Source organism: Pseudonocardia sp. HH130629-09 (assembly GCF_001294645.1).
GTDB lineage: Bacteria > Actinomycetota > Actinomycetes > Mycobacteriales > Pseudonocardiaceae > Pseudonocardia.
This window is the reverse complement of record NZ_CP011868.1, coordinates 1,840,791-1,859,887: the sequence shown is the minus strand read 5'-3', so window position 1 is coordinate 1,859,887 and position 19,097 is coordinate 1,840,791. Positions and strand designations below refer to the sequence as shown.

At 73.8% G+C, this 19,097-nt stretch carries 16 protein-coding genes and 3 pseudogenes; 12 read left to right on the top strand and 7 right to left on the bottom strand.

Translation table 11 applies throughout. The features are described from left to right. Window positions 1-41 precede the first annotated feature (41 nt). Window positions 42-1,034, top strand: coding sequence for an IS481 family transposase (locus tag XF36_RS08445; RefSeq protein WP_082375268.1), 993 nt, complete (start codon window positions 42-44; stop codon window positions 1,032-1,034). Here XF36_RS08445 and XF36_RS08440 read toward each other — a convergent pair. Next, a complete protein-coding gene (locus XF36_RS08440) occupies window positions 1,031-3,331 on the bottom strand; it encodes a transketolase-like TK C-terminal-containing protein (RefSeq protein ID WP_060711559.1) in 2,301 nt (766 codons plus the stop codon). The two genes, XF36_RS08445 and XF36_RS08440, sit on opposite strands and share 4 nt — an antisense overlap. Window positions 3,332-3,504: 173 nt before the next feature. Between XF36_RS08440 and XF36_RS08435 the strand changes: the two genes are divergently transcribed. The 5 genes from XF36_RS08435 (at window position 3,505) to XF36_RS08415 (ending at window position 10,196) form a co-directional block, all read left to right on the top strand. Continuing rightward, the gene (locus XF36_RS08435) at window positions 3,505-4,047 is read left to right on the top strand and encodes an Lrp/AsnC family transcriptional regulator (RefSeq protein WP_060711558.1); all 543 of its coding nucleotides are present in this window, start codon (window positions 3,505-3,507) and stop codon (window positions 4,045-4,047) included. Further along, window positions 4,044-4,865 carry a DNA/RNA non-specific endonuclease gene (locus tag XF36_RS08430; protein WP_060711557.1) on the top strand — a complete coding sequence of 274 codons (822 nt, stop codon included), beginning with the start codon at window positions 4,044-4,046 and terminating at the stop codon, window positions 4,863-4,865. Before XF36_RS08435 ends, XF36_RS08430 begins: the two co-directional genes overlap by 4 nt. A gap of 10 nt (window positions 4,866-4,875) precedes the next feature. Then, window positions 4,876-6,222, top strand: coding sequence for a serine hydrolase domain-containing protein (locus XF36_RS08425; protein ID WP_060711556.1), 1,347 nt, complete (start codon window positions 4,876-4,878; stop codon window positions 6,220-6,222). A gap of 158 nt (window positions 6,223-6,380) precedes the next feature. Next, entirely contained in the window at window positions 6,381-8,171 is a 1,791-nt protein-coding gene (locus XF36_RS08420; protein WP_082375267.1) for a BCCT family transporter, read from the top strand. A 288-nt stretch (window positions 8,172-8,459) separates the two neighbouring features. Then, window positions 8,460-10,196 (top strand): hypothetical protein, encoded by a 1,737-nt coding sequence (locus tag XF36_RS08415; protein WP_145981306.1) that lies wholly within the window; start codon window positions 8,460-8,462, stop codon window positions 10,194-10,196. 6 nt (window positions 10,197-10,202) lie between these two features. Here XF36_RS08415 and XF36_RS08410 read toward each other — a convergent pair whose 3' ends face one another. Both XF36_RS08410 and XF36_RS08405 read right to left on the bottom strand, forming a co-directional pair. Beyond that, window positions 10,203-11,168, bottom strand: a complete 966-nt coding sequence (locus tag XF36_RS08410; RefSeq protein WP_060711553.1) for an NADPH:quinone oxidoreductase family protein — start codon at window positions 11,166-11,168, stop codon at window positions 10,203-10,205. Window positions 11,169-11,752: 584 nt separating this feature from the next. Next, the gene (locus tag XF36_RS08405; protein WP_060711552.1) at window positions 11,753-12,178 is read right to left on the bottom strand and encodes a hypothetical protein; all 426 of its coding nucleotides are present in this window, start codon (window positions 12,176-12,178) and stop codon (window positions 11,753-11,755) included. Between the two features lie 285 nt (window positions 12,179-12,463). On the opposite strand from XF36_RS08405, the gene XF36_RS08400 reads away from it, so the two are divergent. Further along, on the top strand, window positions 12,464-13,030 hold the full coding sequence (locus XF36_RS08400; protein WP_060711551.1) for a hypothetical protein: 567 nt from the start codon (window positions 12,464-12,466) through the stop codon (window positions 13,028-13,030). A gap of 33 nt (window positions 13,031-13,063) precedes the next feature. On the opposite strand, the gene XF36_RS08395 is transcribed toward XF36_RS08400, so the two are convergent. Next, complete coding sequence (locus XF36_RS08395; RefSeq protein WP_060711550.1) at window positions 13,064-13,243, bottom strand: hypothetical protein; 180 nt, start codon at window positions 13,241-13,243, stop codon at window positions 13,064-13,066. A 46-nt stretch (window positions 13,244-13,289) separates the two neighbouring features. Between XF36_RS08395 and XF36_RS35520 the strand changes: the two are divergent. The 3 genes and pseudogenes from XF36_RS35520 to XF36_RS35515 all read left to right on the top strand — a co-directional run. Beyond that, window positions 13,290-13,829, top strand: a pseudogene (locus tag XF36_RS35520) (TetR/AcrR family transcriptional regulator); the annotation flags it as partial. 103 nt (window positions 13,830-13,932) lie between these two features. Next, the gene (locus tag XF36_RS33860; protein ID WP_060711549.1) at window positions 13,933-14,289 is read left to right on the top strand and encodes a hypothetical protein; all 357 of its coding nucleotides are present in this window, start codon (window positions 13,933-13,935) and stop codon (window positions 14,287-14,289) included. Between the two features lie 52 nt (window positions 14,290-14,341). Then, window positions 14,342-15,666, top strand: a pseudogene (locus XF36_RS35515) (MFS transporter). Between the two features lie 92 nt (window positions 15,667-15,758). Here the strand turns inward: XF36_RS35515 and XF36_RS08380 are convergent. Genes XF36_RS08380 through XF36_RS08370 form a run of 3 tightly spaced genes read right to left on the bottom strand, consistent with a single transcriptional unit; the run spans window position 15,759 to window position 17,500 of the window. Next, window positions 15,759-16,127 (bottom strand): hypothetical protein, encoded by a 369-nt coding sequence (locus tag XF36_RS08380; protein ID WP_060711548.1) that lies wholly within the window; start codon window positions 16,125-16,127, stop codon window positions 15,759-15,761. Window positions 16,128-16,179: 52 nt separating this feature from the next. Next, entirely contained in the window at window positions 16,180-17,016 is an 837-nt protein-coding gene (locus tag XF36_RS08375; RefSeq protein WP_060711547.1) for an Fpg/Nei family DNA glycosylase, read from the bottom strand. Between the two features lie 28 nt (window positions 17,017-17,044). Further along, window positions 17,045-17,500: a DoxX family protein gene (locus XF36_RS08370; protein WP_060711546.1), complete on the bottom strand. Its 456-nt coding sequence runs from the start codon at window positions 17,498-17,500 to the stop codon at window positions 17,045-17,047. Between the two features lie 149 nt (window positions 17,501-17,649). Between XF36_RS08370 and XF36_RS08365 the strand changes: the two genes are divergently transcribed. After that, window positions 17,650-18,876 carry a threonine synthase gene (locus XF36_RS08365; protein ID WP_060711545.1) on the top strand — a complete coding sequence of 409 codons (1,227 nt, stop codon included), beginning with the start codon at window positions 17,650-17,652 and terminating at the stop codon, window positions 18,874-18,876. Continuing rightward, window positions 18,873-19,016, top strand: a pseudogene (locus XF36_RS35510) (AbgT family transporter); the annotation flags it as partial. The gene XF36_RS08365 and the pseudogene XF36_RS35510, both read left to right, overlap by 4 nt. Between the last annotated feature and the right edge of the window lie 81 nt (window positions 19,017-19,097).

Genomic DNA, 19,097 nt, shown 5'->3' with positions numbered 1-19,097 from the left:
GCCGACGCTAGGGGGTCAGTCTGAGCCCGTCGTCGACACTTGTGACCCACGCTAACGCTGCGCTGACTCCGCGTGCCCGGCTACGGCTGGCCCGTCTGATCGTCGACCAGGACTGGACCTGCTCCACCGCGGCCAGAATGTTCATGGTCGCCCCTCGCACCGCCCGAAAGTGGGCTGACCGCTACCGCGCCGAGGGCCCGCCCGGGATGGTCGACCGCAGCTCCCGACCACGGTCGATGCCGGCCAAGACCCCGCCGAGGCTGGTGAAGCAGATCGTGCGACTGCGGTGGCACCACCGACTCGGACCAGTACAGATCGGCGGCCGACTCGCTCTCGCCGCCTCGACCGTGCACGCGGTCCTGCGCCGCTGCCGGATCAACCGGCTCTCCCACATCGACCGGGTCACCGGCGAGCCCCTACGCCGCTACGAACACCCACACCCCGGCTCGTTGATCCACGTCGACGTCACCAAGTTCGGCAACATCCCCGACGGAGGCGGACACCGCTTCGTCGGACGCCGACAAGGCGCCCTGAACAAGCGGTCCACTCCCGGACTGCCCAGGGGAACCGACTACAAGCCGCGCACCGGCAGAGCGTTCGTCCACACCGTCATCGACGACCACTCCCGCGTCGCCTACGCCGAGATCCACAGCGACGAGAAAGCCGACACCGCCACCGGTGTGCTACGCCGGGCCGTGGACTGGTTGAACGCCCGCGGCGTGACCGTCGAACGGGTCCTGTCCGACAACGGCAGCTGCTACCGCTCACACGCCTGGCGTGACACCTGCAGCGAACTGGGCATCACCCACAAGCGAACCCGGCCCTACCGGCCTCAGACCAACGGCAAGATCGAACGTTTCCACCGCACCCTCGCCGACGGGTGGGCATACGCCCGCTTCCACCCCTGCGAAACGGCTCGGCGAGACGCGCTCCCCGGCTGGCTGCACTTCTACAATCACCACCGGCCCCACAGCGCAACCAACGGCCTACCGCCGATCAGTCGCCTGACCAACCTGCCTGGACATCACACCTAGAGCAGGTCCAGCCCGGCCACCACGACCGTGTCCGCGTCGAGCCCGTGGTGGGCGTAGACCGAGGCCAGATCGCCGGACTGCCCGAAGCGGTGCACGCCCAGGTGCGTCGCCGGGACCCGGTTGACCCCGGCGAGGAACGCGAGGGTGTGCGGGTGCCCGTCGAGCAGGGTGACCAGCGGCGCGGCCCGGCGCGCCGGGAACGCCGACTCCAGGATCCACGGCTCGACCTGCGGTCGGGCGGGGCGCCCGGAGCGGGCCTGCAGCGCGTCGAACAGCAGACCCGGGCTGGTCACCACGACGACGTCGACGTCGTGGCCGAGCCCGGCGAGCCGGTCGGCGGCGGCGAGCGCCTCGGTCGTCGGCGCCCCGGCCACCGCGATGGTCAGCGCGGGTGTGCCCGCGGCGCGGCGCAGCGGGTAGGCCCCGGCGACCACCTGGCGGCGGCGCCGCTCGCGCGCGGCCGGGTCGGCCGGGACCGCCGCGAGGCTCTGGTCCACCGGCCGCGTCGACAGGCGCAGGTAGGAGCTGGTGCCGTCCGGGCGACCGAGCCGGGCCAGCGACGCCAGCAGCGTCCACTCGGTGTCGATCGCGAACGCCGGCTCGTAGGTCACGCAGCCGGGCTGCTCCAGCCCGACCGACGGCGTCGTCACCGACTGGTGGGCGCCGCCCTCGGGGGCCAGCGACACCCCGGACGGGGTGCCGACCAGGATCGACTGCCCGCCGGCGTAGATCCCGAACGACCACGGCTCCAGCGCGCGCTCGACGAACGGGTCGTAGAGCACCCCGATCGGCAGCACCGGACGGCCCCAGCGCGACCATGTGGCGCCCAGCTCCCCCAGCGCCCCGACCAGGTTCCCCTCGGCGATCCCCAGCTCCAGGTGCTGACCGGTGGGCCGCTCGCGCCAGTGCAGGATCGTCTCGGGGTCGTCGTCGAACCAGTCCTTGCGCTCCGCGGTGGACCAGACGCCGACCTTGTTCACCCAGCCGCCCAGGTTCGTCGACGACGACACGTCCGGGCACAGCGTCACGACCCGCTTCGCCGCGTCGGGGGCCTCGCGGGTGAGGTCGAGCAGGGCCCGGCCGAGCGCGGCCTGGGTGGTGGCGCGCCCGGTCGGGGTGCGCCCGATGTCGGTCGGCAGCGGCGGGACCGGCTGCTCGTCGACCGGGTCGCGACGCAGCCGCGCCGCCGCGCGCGCCACGGCCTCGCCCGCCGGGGACGCCGGGGCGAAGCGCTGCCAGGGGTCCTCGGGGTCGACGCCGACCGCGTCGGCCAGCTCGCGGATCTGGTCGGCGCCCAGGATCGAGCCGTGGTTCTGCGGGTGGCCCGCGGTCGCGAGGCCGTGCCCCTTCACGGTGTAGGCGAGGATCACCGTGGGCCGGGTGTCGTCGATCGCGGCGAACGCGTCGCGCAGCGCGGCGGTGTCGTGCCCGCCGAGGTTGCGCACCGCGGCGAGCAGGGTGTCGTCGTCGAGGTCGGCGACGAGCGAGGCGAGGTCCGCGTGTCCGTCGGGGAGCCGGGTGCGGACCTCGTCGGCGTCGCAGCGCAGCAGGCGCTGGTACTCCGCGTTCTGCATGGTGTCGATCCGGGCGCGCAGCGCGTCGCCGCCGCGCCGGTCGAACAGCTCGTGCAGCAGCCTGCCGTACTTGACGGTGAGGACCTGCCAGCCGGCCGCGGAGAACATGCCCTCGATCCGCGGCGCGCCGATTGCGGGGACGACCCGGTCCAGGGACTGGCGGTTGAGGTCGACGATCCACACCACCTCGCCGAGCTCGCCGACCATCGGGTCGAGGATGGCCTCCCAGACCGCGCCCTCGTCGAGCTCGGCGTCGCCGACCAGGGAGTACTGCCTGCCCTGCCCGGCACCCCCGAAGTGGGTGTCGACGTAACGGCGGGCCAGCGCACCCCAGATCGGGGCGGTCGCGCCGATCCCCACCGACCCGGTCGAGTAGTCGACCGGGTCGGGGTCCTTGGACCGCGACGGGTAGGACTGCAGCCCGCCGAACGCGCGCAGCGTGCTCAGGTGGCGCTCGTCGAGCTCGCCGAGCAGGTAGTTGATCGCGTGCAGCACCGGGGACGCGTGCGGCTTGACCGAGACCCGGTCCCCTGCCCGCAGGTGCTCGAACCACAGCGAGGTCATGATCGTCGTCATCGACGCCGACGACGCCTGGTGCCCGCCCACCTTCAGCCCGCTCGGGTCACCGCGCCGGTTGGCCGCGTCGACGATCGCGGTCGCCAGCCACAACACCCGCTTCTCGATCTCGACGAGCGTGTCCGTCGCCACCGTCCGCGTGCCCATCGCACACCACTCCAGCCTCGTCGCTCCATGCAGCCTGCTCCGTGAGCCCACCATCAGATCGGACGAGTGCACAACCGGAACGGTGGATACTGAGCAGAACGCACGGACAGGGCGGGGCTGGATCGGTGCGGGCACGGCATACTGCGCACCCACGGACACGACGGAGGCACCACGTGACGGGAACGACCGGCGACGGCCGCGCCACGCTCGACGGCCACGACGCCCGGCTGCTGCTGGCCCTGGCGCAGGACCCGCGCGCGACGGTGCTCGCCCTCGCCGAGCGGGTCGGCCTGTCCCGCAACACGGTGCAGGCCCGGCTGGCGAAGCTGGACCGGCTGGGTGCGCTGGACACGTTCGAGCGGCGCGTCGACCCGGCGGCACTGGGCTACCCGCTGACCGCCTTCGTGACGGTGCGGGTGGTGCAGCGCGAGCTCGCCGCCGTCGCCGACGCACTGGACCGGGTACCGGAGGTGCTGGAGGTGCACGGCATCTCCGGCCCCGAGGACCTGATGGTGCACCTGGTCGCCCGCGACGCCGACGACCTCTACCGGATCGCCGGGCACCTGCTCGCGATCGACGGGGTGGAACGGACCTCGACGTCGCTGGTCATGCGCTCGCTGGTCGGGTTCCGCACCGCGCCGCTGCTGCGCCGCCTCGCCGACGGCGGCGCAGCCGCACCCGTCGTTCACCCCGCACCGCTAGCGTCACGGCGATGAGCGCCCCCGCCTCCCCCGGCTTCGACCAGGACTTCCTCGGCGTCGCGACGCCGATGCCGACGCTCCCCGGGATCGACACGGTCCTGCTCCCCTACACCCACTTCTCGACGCTGCACCGGCCCGACCGGCGGCTGGCCGCGGCCACCGCCGTCGCGATCGACGGGGCGACCCTGCGGCAGCTGGAGCGCTCCGACGACTGGCGCCTCGACGACCGGCTGCCCGCCGAGCAGCAGGCCGGCCCCGAGCTCTACGCCGACAACGACCTCGACCGCGGCCACCTGGTGCGCCGCCAGGACCCGGTGTGGGGCGAGCCGGCCGAGGCCGCGACCGCCGAGTCCGACACGTTCCACTACACCAACGCCGCCCCGCAGGCCGCCGCCTTCAACCAGGACAAGCAGACCTGGGGCGGCCTGGAGGACTACCTGCTCGACAACGCGGGCGACAACGACCGCCGGCTGGTGGTGCTCACCGGCCCGGTGCTCGCCGACGACGACCCGGAGTACCGCGGTGTGCTGATCCCGCGGCTGTTCTGGAAGATCGGCGCCTTCGTCACCGGCGGTGCCCTGGGCACCACCGCCTACCTGCTCGACCAGACGCCCGAGCTCGGCGACCTCGCCGAGCCGCCGGCCGGGGGCCCGCCGCCGCTGGGCCCCTACCGCACCTTCCAGGTGCCGGTGGCCCGGATCGGCGAACTCACCGGGCTCGACCTGGGCCTGCTGACCGCCGCGGACCGGATGCCGGTACCCGAGCCGGTGCCCGCCGCGCTGTCGGAGCGGGCGGTCCGGCTGCGGTCGTTCGCCGACATCCGGGGGATCTAGGCTCGCCCGCGTGACCGAGCTGCTCCCCAGCACCCAGCGCACCCTGCTCGCCCGCGTCGCCCGCGCCCAGCGCGACGGCCGCGTCCCCTCGCTCGTCGCCGGGGTGGTCCGCGACGGCGCCCTGGTCTGGCACGCCGGCCGCGGCGCGCTGCCGGACGGGGCCGCCGCGGACGACGTCCAGTACCGGATCGGATCCATCTCCAAGACCGTCTGCGCGGTCACCGTCCTGCGGCTGCGCGACGAGGGCCTGCTCGACCTCGACGACCCGCTGGACCGGCACGTGCCCGGGACCCCGCTCGGCGACCGCACCGTGGGTCAGCTGCTGTCCCACCTCGCCGGCGCCGGCTCGGAGAGCCCCGGCCAGTGGTGGGAGCGCACCCCCGGCGGCACCCTGGACGAGCTGGGTCTCGGCGACGCCGACCGGGTGCTGCCCGCGGCGCGCCGCTTCCACTACTCCAACCTCGGGTTCGGGCTGCTCGGCGAGGTCGTCGCCCGCCTGCGCGGCCGCGCCTGGACCGACGTCGCCCGCGACGAGGTCCTGCTCCCGCTCGGCATGACCCGCACCTCGACCCGGCCGCAGCAGCCCGCCGCCGCGGGCCGGGCGGTGCACCCGTGGGCCGACCTCGTCCTGGCCGAGCCCGAGCACGACGCCGGGGTGATGGCCGCCGCCGGGCAGCTGTGGTGCACCGCGGCGGACCTGGCCCGGCTCGGCGCGCTGCTGCTCGGCGACACCGGCGGGGTGCTCTCGCCGGCGACGGTCGAGGAGATGACGCTGCCCGCCGGCGTCGACCCGTCGTCGCCGATCTGGGCGGGCTACGGACTGGGCGTGCAGGTCCAGCGGCACGAACGGCCCGGAGGCGGCACGACGACGCTGGTCGGGCACGGCGGCTCCATGCCCGGCTTCCTCGCCGGGCTCTGGGTGGACCGCGAGGAGGGCACCGGCGCGCTGGCGATGGGCAACACCACCTCCGGGATGGACGGCGGGCTGCCCGCCGGGCTGCTGAACGACCTGCGCGTCGCAGAGCCCCGCGTCGTCGAGCCGTGGACCCCGCAGCCCTGCCCGGTCGCTCGGGAGCTGCTCGGCCCGTGGTTCTGGGGGCCGTCGCCGTACGTGCTGCGCTCGGTCGGCGGCGGTATGCTGCACCTGGGCGGGCTCGGCAGGCCCGGGCGCGCGTCGCGGTTCCGGCCGGGCCCGGACGGCACCTGGGTCGGCCTGGACGGCTACTTCGCCGGGGAGACCCTGCGGATCGCCCGCGACCACCTGTGGCTGGCGACGTTCGTCTTCACCCGCACCCCCTACGACCCGGCCGCGCCGGTCCCGGGCGGCGTCTCGGACGAGGGCTGGACCACGGCCTGACGTCACCGACGTCACCGGCCGACATCACGGTTCGGCTCGCACTGCGACACGGGGAGGGCCGAGTACCTACACTTTCGGCACACAAAACGACTTGTGCACCATTCCTGCACGAACGAGAGCGGAGGGGGGATGCGCCCGGCACGCGGGCGTGACCACGTATGACACAGGCCCAATCACCACCGGACGACCGTCCGGGCACGACCGGGGACGGCCGTCCCCGCACCGACTGGATCGTGTTCGGCGTCGGAGCCGCGCTCGCGCTGCTGTTCGTGCTGTGGGGGCTGCTCAGCGCCGACACCCTCGGTGCCACAGCCGAGGCGATGCTCGGCGGGCTGATGCGCGGCGGTGGCTGGGGCTTCATCCTCGCCGCGACCGCCTTCGTCGCCTTCGCACTGTTCCTGGCCTTCAGCCGGTTCGGACGCATCAAGCTCGGCGCCGACGACGAGGAACCCGAGTTCCGCACGGTCTCCTGGATCGCGATGATGTTCTCCGCCGGCATGGGCATCGGACTGATGTTCTTCGGCGTGAACGAGCCGCTGACCTTCTTCCGGTCACCGCCCCCCGGCTCCGCCGAGCCCGGCACCGTCGACGCGCTGCAGACCTCGATGGCGACCTCGCTGTTCCACTGGACGCTGCACCCGTGGGCGATCTACGCCGTCGTCGGCCTCGCCATCGCCTACTCCACCTTCCGCCGGGGCCGCCGGCAGCTCATCAGCCAGGCCTTCGTCCCGCTGATCGGCCGCAAGGCCGCCGAGGGCTCCATCGGCCGGGCCATCGACATCCTCGCGATCTTCGCGACGCTGTTCGGCTCCGCCGCCTCGCTCGGCCTGGGCGCCTTCCAGATCGGCGGCGGCATGCAGACCGTCGGCTGGGTCGACGGCCCGGTGAGCCCCTGGCTGCTCGCCGCGATCATCATCGTCCTGACCGCCGCGTTCATCCTCTCCGCCGTCTCCGGCGTCGAGAAGGGCATCCAGTGGCTGTCCAACACCAACATGGTGCTGGCGGCGGTGCTCGCGTTCTTCGTGTTCGTCGTCGGCCCGACGGTGATCATCCTCGACCTGGTACCGACCTCGATCGGCGCCTACTTCTCCCAGTTCTTCGAGATGGTCGGGCGCACCGAGGCCGTCGGCGGCGAGCCGATGCTCGAATGGCTCTCCGGCTGGACGATCTTCTACTGGGCGTGGTGGATCTCCTGGACGCCGTTCGTCGGCATGTTCCTGGCCCGGATCTCGCGCGGGCGCACCATCCGCGAGTTCGTCGGCGGCGTCATCCTCGCACCCAGCCTGGTCTCGCTGGTCTGGTTCTGCATCTTCGGCGGCACCGCCATCACCCAGGCCCAGCAGGGCGCACAGTTCTCCGACGACTCCAACGTCCAGCTGTTCCAGATGCTGGCCGCCTACCCGTGGGCGACCGTCACTGGCCTGCTCGTCATGGTCCTGGTCGCGATCTTCTTCGTCTCCGGCGCCGACGCCGCGTCGATCGTGATGGGCACCCTGTCCCAGCGCGGCACCATCGAGCCCAGCAAGTGGGTCGTGGTCTTCTGGGGTTCGGTCATGGGCGCGGTCGCCGTGCTGATGCTGGTCACCGGCGGGGAGAACGCCCTGGACGGCATCCAGAACCTGACCATCCTGGTCGCGGCACCATTCGTCGTGATCATGGTGCTGCTGTGCTTCGCGCTGTTCAAGGACCTGCGTCGCGACAAGGTCGTGCTGCGGGACGAGAAGGGCGCACAGGTGCTGGAGCAGGCGGTCGACTGGGCCACCGTCAACCACGGCGAGCACTTCTACGTCAAGGTCGGCGCGTTCGACCCGGACGACGAGAACGCCCCCGGCAGTGGCAACGGCAACGGTGCCGTCGCGACCGGGACCGACGGACCGGACGGATCGACCGGCGACGGGTCGACGCGGGCGACCGCCGAACGGCGCGACAGCCCGGTCGGCGGCGACTGAGCGCCTCTCGTCGCACACGATGGCGGCCGGACCCCCTCCCCGGGGTGTCCGGCCGTCGTCGTCCGTGGCAGAGTCGAGGGCTCACGGTCGCGGGGGGCGGCCGGACGATCGGACGATCCGTGACCGACCGCCCACCGATGGTGAACGGTCGGGAAGTGACCCGGGCCGACCGCGCTCGTTGGACCTCCTGCGACCACCCGGTGCACGGCCCCCGCGCGCACCGACGATCATCGGAAAGTGCTGCGCCGCCGCCGGAGCGGATGGGAGGGACCTGACACAGTGGGCCGGATGCGTCTCGTCTTCACCCCGGGAGACGACCAGGGGTACGCCGAGGCCCGCAGCCGCCTGCTGGAGCAGTTCTCCCTCTGGGCCCGCCGCCGTCGCGTCGAGGTCGACACCACGCTCGTCGCCGCCGTGCTGGACTACAAGTACGCGCGCGACCGCAGGCTGGGCCGCTGGACCCGCTCGCACATCGCCGACGCGCTGGGCATGTGGTTCCCGCGCAAGGTGACCGTGCTCGAGCCCGACGACGTCGCCCCCGCCTTCCACGCGCTCATCGACTTCCTCGACGAGCACGACTGGTTCGACCCGCAGTCGCACCCGGCGGACGCACTGCACCGTCAGGTCCTCGACTCCACCCCCGCACTGCACGACGGTCTCGCCGACGAGCGCAACTACGACCTGGGCAAGTTCTGGGGCGTGCAGCTGCACCGCCACGGCGTCGACCCGGCCGACCCGGCCGCCGTGCAGCGGTTCCTCGACCGCGCCGGCGCCGGGGAGACCGATGTCGACCGGCACGCGCTCGCCGAGATCATGCGGCGGGAGGCGCAGCGGCCCACCCGCACCGAGTGGAACCCCGAGCTGCCGCCGGTGCCGATGCCCGGCGCAGCGGCGCTCGTCGAGGCCGCGGAGCACTCCGAGGCACTCGAGCTGCTCCGCAAGCTGACCCTGTGGGTACGGGCCGGGCGCCGGCTCACCTCCGACGGCCGCCTCGACCGCACCGACGCGCTCGACCTCGCCGCGCACCTGCAGCTCGACCACATCTACCGCGAGACCGCCCGCACCAGCGACGACCTGCCCGAGGTGTCGCTGCTGCTGCGCTGGGCCCGCTCGGCGCGTCTGGTCCGTGTGGTGCGCGGGCGGCTGCTCCCGGTCAAGAGCGCGGGCCCGCTGCTGAACCGGCCGATCGAGCTGTGGCGCAGGGTGTTCGAGTCGGTCGGCCGCCTCGGCGACAGCCTGGGCGGGACCGACGTGTTCGGCGCGCCGTCGCTGTTCGGGATGTCGATGTCGCAGGCGTTCCCGATGCTGTGGGTCGGCCTGTACGCCACCGGCGGCGGGCCGGTCCCGCTCGAGCACTTCCACCGCCAGGTCCGCGACGCCGTCAACGACGAGGCGGGCTGCGTGGTCGACGACCTCGCCGGCGACGTCGAGCAGCGGCTGTGGCGCCGCGACGTCACCGCCCTGCTGGACGCCTGCGAGCTGCTCGGCGCGATCGAGCTGACCGAGACCCTCGACGCCGACGAGCTCGACGAGCTGTCCCGGGTCGCGCACCGCGACGACCCGGACCCCACGGTGGTCGCGCTCACCCCGATGGGGCTGTGGGCGGTGCACGAGTACCTGACCGAGCAGGGCATGCACCTGCCCGCGCCGGGCGAGCTGGCCGACGAGGACGTCGAGTACGTGTGCGTGCGGATGAGCGGGGTGCGGACCGACGTCGCCGAGGCCGAGTTGGCGGCGTGGGCGCTGGCCCGCCACCCCGGCGACGCCGTACGCGAGCTGGACCGCTTCCTGCGCCGCTGCGAGGTGCCGGCGCACCGGGCCCTGGTGCTGCACGCGCTGTCCGTGACCGGCCCGGCCGGGCGGGCTGTGGCCGCCCGGCACCGGCTGCACGTCGCCGAGTCCGTGGCGGTGCCGGCGCCGCACCGGCACGCCGGCCCCACCCCGGCGCCGCGCACCGCGGCCGCCGAGACCACGGCGCCGTCGCCGCGCGCCGCGGTCCGGCACAACCTGGAGCCGGCCGGCTGACCCGACTCAGGTCAGCAGCACGACCTTGCCGGTGACGGTGCGGTCGTCGATCCGGGACAGGGCGGTCGCGGCGTCGTCGAGGCCGAAGCGCTCGCTGATCAGCGGGGTGAGCGCGCCGGAGCGCAGGTGCGGGAGCAGGGCGTCCCACTCGGCGCGGATGAAGTCCGGGCGGCCCAGCGCGTAGGCCCCCCAGCCGACGCCGCGGACGTCGACGTTGTTCAGCAGCAGCCGGTTCACCTTCACCGTCGGGATGTCACCCGCGGTGAACCCGACGACCATGAGGCGGCCGAGCGGGCCGAGGCAGCGGACCGAGTCGGTGAAGCGGTCGCCACCGACCGGGTCGACGACCATGTCGACGCCCGCGCCGCCGGTCAGCTCCTTGACCGCATCCTTGAACCCGTCGACGCCGACGGTGTGGGCCGCGCCCGCGCGCCGCGCGACCTCGGCCTTGGCCTCGGTGGACGTGACACCGATGACGGTGGCCCCCATCGCGGCGGCCAGCTGGACGACCGCGGTCCCGACGCCGCCCGCGGCGCCCTGGACGAGCACCGTCTCCCCCGCCCGCAGGCCACCGCGGGTGTCGAGGGTGAAGTGCGCGGTCAGGTAGTTCATCGGCAGGCAGGCGCCCGCGGCGAACTCCACCTCGTCGGGCAGCGGGAAGACGTGCTGCTCGGGAGCGGAGACGGTCTCGGCGAACACCCCGGACATGGTGAACGCGACGACCCGGTCCCCGGCGGTGAACCGGCTGTCCGGGCCCACCTCGCGCACCGTGCCGGCGCACTCGGAGCCCAGGGTGAACGGCGGCTCCGGCTTGTACTGGTACATCCCCTTGGTCAGCAGGACGTCCGGGAAGTTCACCCCGGCCGCGGCGACGTCGATCAGGACCTCGCCGTCACCGCGGACCGGCGGCTCGACCTCGGCGACGCGGACCGCGGACGGCCCGTCAAGCTCGCTGACCTGCACTGCACGCACGTGTGCTCTCCCTCGTGGTCCGACGGCGGTGTCCGCCGGTCATCGAACCACGGGACCGGGTGATCCACACGGGCCGCGGGTACGGCTACACGGGCTGGGCGTCGCCGTAGCGCGGGGTGCGCGCCTCGGTGAGCGCGTCGCAGAGCTCGGAGAGCCGGTTGTCGATGCGGTCCTGCACCCGCTCGAGCGCGTCGAGCTCCAGCATGAGGTCCAGGGCGTCGCCGGTGGTGCCCCGGCCAGGGCGCGCTCCAGCTCGGCGCGACGCTCGGCGGCGCGCCGACGGCAGGCGTCGGCGGTGGCCTTGTGGGCGCGCAGCCGGGCGCGGGCGGGGTCGGCGAGGTCGCGGCCGCCGTTGACGGTGGCGACACGTTCCTCCAGCAGGTGCGGGTTCACGGGGCCCTCCGATGCGTGGTGGTGGGACGTCGGCTCGGCGGTGACGTGACCGCCGCCACACCCCACGCTAGACGATCAGCGTGTGCTGCGCATCACATCGGTGTGACATCCGCCGCGAACCGGCCGCGGACGCACGATGACCCCCGGCGCCGTCGGCGCCGGGGGTCGTCGTGGATCGGGTCGGGTCCGGCTCAGTCGCCGCGGCGCGGCTGCGGGATGAGCTGCGCCGGGTCGCGACGGCGCTGGGCGACGGCGTCGGTGGTCAGGTGGTAGTGCCCGCGGCGGGACCGCCGGCACAAGTAGGCCCGCTGCGGGCGCCCACCGAGGACCTCCAGCTCACGGGCGGCGCACTCGGCCGCGTCGCGGTCCGGGTAGATGACCTTGCCGTCGCTGCCGGTCGCGGAGGCGCCGAACCGCTCGCGGTCCTCGATCTCGCGCCGCCCGGGCAGGCAGACCTCCGGCCGGCCGGACCGCATGAGCCGCGCGTAGCGGGCCAGCACGCGGCCCCGCTCGCCGTCGACCACGCCTCGTCCGGACGGCAGGTTCTCCACCGACCGCCGTGCCGCGGGGATCATCCCCGGGTGCACCGCCGGAACCCTGTCGAGCTGCCCGTCCATGTCGCCTCCACGTCGCCGTCACTTGTGGATCGCTCGACTCATCCTGCCTCGTTACCGCCTGCGGCGGACTCGCTCGATCGTGTCATCTGTCACGCAGATATCGCCAGACTCGCTCACGCTACGTGACATCGCCTGCTGATCGGCGCGTCGGGGACGCCGCTCGTCGCCGCGTCGGTCGTGCCGTCACACCTGTGGGTACGGCCGTGTGCACCAGCCTGTACGCCCGTGCGGACCGTCCTATCCTGATCCCCCGGGACCGCGCGTGCCCCGGGTCGGGGGACGAAGATGGCGATCCAGCCCGAGACGGGTGTCGGGAACGGGGCGTCCGGCGGCCCGCGGTGGGACGAGGTGTTCACCCCGTCCGACCTGGCCGAGGGCGTGTTCGACGTGCGCTGGGACCTGCGTCCGCGGCTGCGTCGCTGGCTGTCCGAGCACGATCTGGCCACCGCGTCGGGCCGGGAGACGCACCGCCCCGCGATCGACGCGTGGGCCCTGCTCGACGGCGGCGTGATCGCGGTGTCCGCGGTGAGCCTGCCCGGCGTCCCGCCCGGCGCGGTCCCGCTGCCCGGACAGGAGTCCGCCGCCGGCACCACTCCCCCGCGGAACTCGGCGCTGCTGTCCCCGGGCATGCGGCTGATCGGGCACCGCACGCTGCGGCTGGTCGTGGCCCGCCTCGGGCTGCCCGGCGGGGACGAGCCGTTGCCCGGGGAGCACCGCGACGTGCCCGGCCTGGTCGAGGACCTGTTCGACGCCCGTCGCCGCGACGCCGAGAGCATCGAGCAGGCCGAGCTGCTCGCGACCTGCACCGACCGGACGTCGCTGCACTGGGTGGTCGCCGCGCTGCGGCCGTGAGACCGTCGGCCGCCCCGCCGTCGAACGGGCGGGTCAGCGGCGCCCCGAGCCACTGCGCAGGACCCCGGTCTGGCGCAGCAGCCCCATCAGGTCGTAGCTGGCGTGCAGCCGGTCGGCGCGGCCGTCCCGGAAGTCGAAGACCTCCAGGCCAACGAGGTCGAACGGGAGGCCGGTCCCGGGGATCCCGGGCGGCCGGGGCGAGGGGGTCGTCATGGCTCCTCCAGCAACTGAAGGTCGTTAGTTTTTAAGCGAGCATAGAATGCTGGGGCAGCACTCCGGCAGCGCCGGCCTCCGGGGTGCTCCGACGTCGTCGTGGCGGTGGGAGAGGAGAATGGCGACCGTGCCCGCCGCGCCGGACCGTCCGTCCAAGGGGGACCGGACCCGACGCCGATTGCTCGACGCGGCCGCGTCCCTGCTGGCCCGCGACGGGCGGGTCGGGGTCAGCCTCAGCGGGATCGCCGAGGCCGCGGGACTGCGGACAGGGAGCGTCTACTTCCACTTCGGCTCGAAGGACGAGCTGATCGCGACGGTGCTCGAGGAGGGCCTGCGCGAGTCGCTGCGCCACCTCGACGACGCCCTGGCCCCGCTCGTGGCCGCCGATGCCGGGGCCCGCCTGTGGCCCGCTGTCCGGGCGCACCTCGACGCCTTGGTGGAGCTGAGCGACTACGCCGCGGTCGTGCTCACCATGCCCGAGCCGGGCCGGGACGCGTCGCTCGCGACCTACCGCGTGCTCCTGCAACGCTACCGGAGCCGGTGGACCGAGCTGGTCGACGACGCGCAACGCGCGGGGGCGATCGCCGCCGGGCCCGATCCCCGGCTCGTCCGCGATCTGCTGTTCGGGGCGATGAACGCGGTCGCCGACCCCCACGGGCGGCCCGGCCGGACCGTGGCACCCTCCTGTCGTGACGACCTGGACCAGCGACGAGTGCGCCGCCCACTGGGGCGTGCAGGTGGGCACCTGGAACTCCTATGTCTCCCGCGGCCAGGCACCGCCCCCGCTGCCCGACCACGGCCCGGACGGCCGCAAGGTCTGGGACGCCGACGCGGTGCGCGCGTTCTCCCGGCCCGGGGTGGGCCGACGCCGGGGGTCCGCCGAGTCCGCGGCCGTGCTCGAACAGCTGCGGGCCGCCGCGGACGCCCCGCGCGAGCGTCGCCGTGAGCTGCTGCGGGCCGGGCGCGAGGCCGGCTGCGAGGTCAGCGCGATGGCGGCGGCGCTCGGTGTGTCCCGGCACACCGCCTACGCCTGGTTGAAGGACTGACCTCCGGCGGCGAGACTGCGCTGGCGTGCGCACCGCAACGGAGGGGGACGGCGTGCTGGTCTCGACGGCCGTACGGACGGCGACGAAGCGGCTCATCCCGCTGCTCGCCCTGGCCTATCTACTGAACTACATCGACCGGGTCAACGTCGGGTTCGCGTCCCTGACGATGAACGCCGACCTGGGCCTGTCCGCGGCCGCCTACGGTCTGGGCGCCGGGCTGTTCTTCGTCGGGTACTTCTTCTTCGAGGTCCCGTCCAACGTGATCCTGCACCGGGTCGGGGCGCGGATCTGGATCGCCCGGATCATGGTGACCTGGGGCGTCGTCGCGTCGTCGACGGCGTTCATCCAAGGCGAGATCGGCTTCTACGTCGTGCGGGTGCTGCTCGGCATCGCCGAGGCCGGGTTCTTCCCGGGCATCATCCTGTACCTGACCTACTGGTTCCCGAGGGTCGAGCGGGCGCGGATCGTCGCCCTGTTCTTCCTGGCCGTGCCGCTGTCCTCGGTGGTCGGCGGGCCGCTGTCGACGTGGCTGATCTCGGTCGGCGACGGCGCCCTGGGCTTCGACGCCGGCTGGCGCTTCATGTTCTTCGTCGAGGGCATCCCGGCGGTGCTGCTGGGCATCGCGGTGTTGTGGCTGCTGCCGGACCGCCCGACCCGGGCCCGGTGGCTGCCCACCGACCAGGCGGTCGCGCTGGAGGAGCGGATCGCCGCCGAGGACGCGGCGGCGGCCGGGCAGGACCGCGGGGTCGCTGCCGCCCTGCGCGACGGCCGGGTGGTGGCCCTGTCGGTCGTCTACTTCGGGATCGTGTTCGGGCTCTACGTCCTGGCGTTCTTCCTCCCCAGATCGTCGCCGGGTTCGAGCAGCAGTTCGGCGCCGACTACTCGCTGGTCGAGGTCGGCCTGATCACCGCGGTGCCGTACGCGATCGCGTCGGTGACGATGGTGCTGTGGGCCCGGCGCTCCGACCGCAGCGGGGAGCGGCCGCTGCACGTGGCCGTCCCCGCGGTCGTGGGGGCGGTGGCGATCGCGGGCGCCCTGTACATGGACTCGCCGTTGCTGGTCATGGCCTGTGTGACCGTCTGCGCGATCGGGGTCTTCGCCGCGATCCCGCCGTTCTGGTCGCTGCCGAACGCCTTCCTCACCGGCGCCGGGATCGGGTTGATCAACTCCTTCGGCAACCTGTCCGGGTTCGTCGGGCCGTTCGTCGCGGGATGGCTCAAGGACCTGACCGGTGACTCGCGGGCCGGGATGTGGGTGGTCGCGGTGATGATGCTGATGTCGGCGGCGATCGCGATCGGCTTCCGCCGGACCGCGCAGCGCGCCGCGGCGGCGGAGGCATCGGCGGCGGACGGCCGGCCGGTCGATCCTCGACGGTGACACCCGGTCGCGGCGACACCGCGGAGCGCGCACCGGTCGGGCCGCGAGGTCCGGCCCGGCGCACGCGATCGGGGGATCGATCCCCGAGGAGGTCAGTACCCGATCGCGCTCGCGTAGTGGACCGCGCCGAAGGCGACGGCGGACGCGGCCACGGCGAGGGTGGCCAGCGCGAACGGCCAGGCCGGACGACGTTCGACGACCCGCAGCACGGTCATGGCGAGACCGGCCACGCCGGCGGCCGCGGCCACCACCAGCGAGCCGCCGACCGACACGAGCACCGCCGACGAGCTGCAGGTGCGCGGCGGGCAGTACTCGAAGAAGGCGACCAGGAAGACGGCCCCGAAGATCCCGAGCGCGACCAGCATCCCGGTCACGACGAGCGCGGCCCCGGACAGCGCCGCGTCCCACCGGACGATCGGCCGGCGCCGCGTCTCCCGACGCACCGGACCGGTCGACGGCATGGCGCCAACGGTACCGCTACCGGCCGGTACAGGACAGATCGGACATCGGTCGTCACCGTTCGGTGAGCGGCCGCGCGGAGGATCCCGACTGGCAGGCGGGGCACCAGAACAGGTTCCGCGTGCGGACCTCGGCGTGCGCGATCGGGGCGCCGCAGACCAGGCAGGGCTGCCCGGTGCGGCGGTAGGCGTAGACGACGCTGGCGCAGACCGCGCCGCGGTCGGGCGGCTCCAGCAGGGCCGAGTCGTGCTCGGGACGCAGCGTCTCGATCCGGCCGCGCCGCTCGCCGTCGTGGAGCATCGCGGTCAGGTCGTCCCAGAGCAGCGCGAAGGACCGGTCGTCGAGGTCACGGGCCGGGGTCATCGGGTCCAGACCGGTACGGAACAGCGTCTCGGCGCGGAAGACGTTGCCGATGCCCGCGATCACCGACTGGTCCATGAGCACCGCTGCCAGCGGGGCCCTGGAGCGGGCGAACCGCTCCCGGACACGGGCCGGGTCCGCGTCGTCGCGCAGCGGGTCCTCGCCGAGCCGGGCCCGAAGCTGCGCCACCCCGGCGTCGTCGAGCAGCTCGCAGGCGGCCGGACCGCGCAGGTCGGCGTAGTGGGTCTCGCCGACGATCCGCATCCGGACCTGACCGCGCAGCGGCTCCCGGGGCAGCTCCCGGTTCGGGAACCGGCCCCACAGCCCGAGGTGGACGTGCACGGTGGTGTCCGGACCGTAGTGCTGGAACAGGTGCTTGCCGTGGGCCTGCACGTCGACCAGCACGCGCCCGTCGACGATCTCGGCTCCGGTGCTGAACCGGCGCTGCGGACTGGACACCGCCACCGGCCGGCCCGCGTAGCGGCGGCGCTGGAGCCGCGCCAGCCGGTGCACGGTGTGTCCCTCGGGCATGCGGCGGGATCCCCCGCGGGGGTGGGTCCTACTCCCCCGAGGAGACACCCACCGCGTGCCGGGCCGGGGTGCGGCCGCGTCCGGCGACGAGCGCGTCGACCGAGAACCGGCCCGGTCCGGCCGCGGCCAGCGCGAGCCCGCCCGCGGCGATCACGCCGACCAGCTCCCAGCCGCCCGAGTCGACGAACGGGTTCAGACCGACGTGCGCGAACAGGTAGGCCCCCGCCATCGCGACGACGACGGCGAGCCCGGCGACGGTCGTCGCGGCACCGGCGAGCAGCAGCAGGCCGCCACCGAGCTCGACCGCGATCACGAACAGCGCGGACACGGTCGGCAGCGGGATGCCCATGCCGGCGAAGCCCGACGCGACACCGCCGACTCCGTTCGAGAGCTTCTGCAGACCGTGGGCGACGAGGACGACGCCGACGAGCAGCCGGACCAGTAGGAGTGCGATGTCGGAGAACGGCGTGGGAAGCGGGCGCATGGATCCCTCTCGATCGTTGAACTTTCACGCTTTCGCTGTCCGAGGCTACCGGATCGCCCGAAAGGCGTAGTCGTGTCCGCGGTCACTTCCCGCGGGGGGCTGTCGCCCTCCGGGTTGCGCCGCGGCACGACTGGCGATCAGGTGGGCCCGTGCCCGACTTCTCGACGTTGTCCCACCTGGAGTGCTCCCGCACCGGCGAGATCCTCGACGCCGACACCGTGCAGGGCACCTCGGGCTCCGGCGCCCCGCTGCTCGCCCGCTACGACCTGGACCGCGCCCGCACCCTGGTGACCCCGGCCGACATCGCCGCCCGCCCGCCGGATCTGTGGCACTACCACGAGGTGCTGCCCGTGCGGGACCCCGCGCACGTGGTGACGATGGGCGAGGGCATGACCCCGCTGCTGCCGCTCCCCCGGGCCGGTGCCCGCCTCGGGCTGCCGGGCCTGCGGATGAAGGACGAGGGCCTGGTCCCGACTGGGGCGTTCAAGGCCCGCGGTGCCGCCGTCGGCGTCTCCCGTGCCGCCGAGCTCGGCGTCCGCGCGGTCGCGATGCCCACCAACGGCAACGCCGGTGCCGCCTGGGCCTGCTACGCCGCGCGGGCCGGGCTCGGCGCGCTGATCGCGATGCCGGTCGACGCGCCGGAGATCACCCGGCGCGAGGTCGTCGTCTCCGGCGGGGAGCTGTACCTGGTCGACGGCCTGATCGGCGACGCAGGGAGGCACGTCGCCGACGCCGTCGCCCGCCGCAACTCCGACGGGGCCGGGTACCAGGACACTTCGACGCTGCGCGAGCCGTACCGCATCGAGGGCAAGAAGACGATGGGCTACGAGATCGTCGAACAGCTCGGCTGGCGCTGTCCGGACGTGATCCTCTACCCGACCGGCGGCGGCGTCGGGATCATCGCGATCCACAAGGCCCTGGCGGAGATGCGGGAGCTGGGCTGGATCTCCGGTCCACTGCCGCGGCTGGTCGCGGTGCAGGCCACCGGGTGCGCCCCGATCGTCGACGCGTTCGAGGCCGGGCTGCGCGAGTCGACCGCCCCGGCCGACCCGCACACGGTCGCGTTCGGCATCACCGTGCCCAAGGCGCTGGGCGACTTCCTCGTCCTCGACGCCGTGTACGACACCGGCGGGACCGCCGTCGCCGTCTCCGACGACGAGCTGCTCGCCGCCGAGCACGCCCTCGCCCGCGACGAGGGCACCTGGATCTGCCCGGAGGGCGCGGCCTGCGTCGCCGCGGCGGGCCGGCTGCGGGAGTCGGGCTGGCTCGACGGGTCGGAGACGGTCGTCGTGCTGAACACCGGCAGCGGGCTGATCTACCCCGACACCGTGCCCGCCGACGCGCCGGTGCTGGCGACCGACGGGCGCATCCCGTGACCGCGGCGTACCGGCCCGGACCGGTGATCCGGGGCATCGAGCGGGTCGGGAACCGGGTGCCGCACCCGTTCTTCCTGTTCTGGATCCTCCTGCTGCTGCTCGGGGTCGGCTCGGCGGTGCTGGCCGCGAACGGGGCGACCGCGCAGCTGCCGGGCGCCCCGCAGGCACAACCGGTCCGCGACATCCTGTCCGTGGCGGGGCCTGCGGCAGCTGCTCACCAC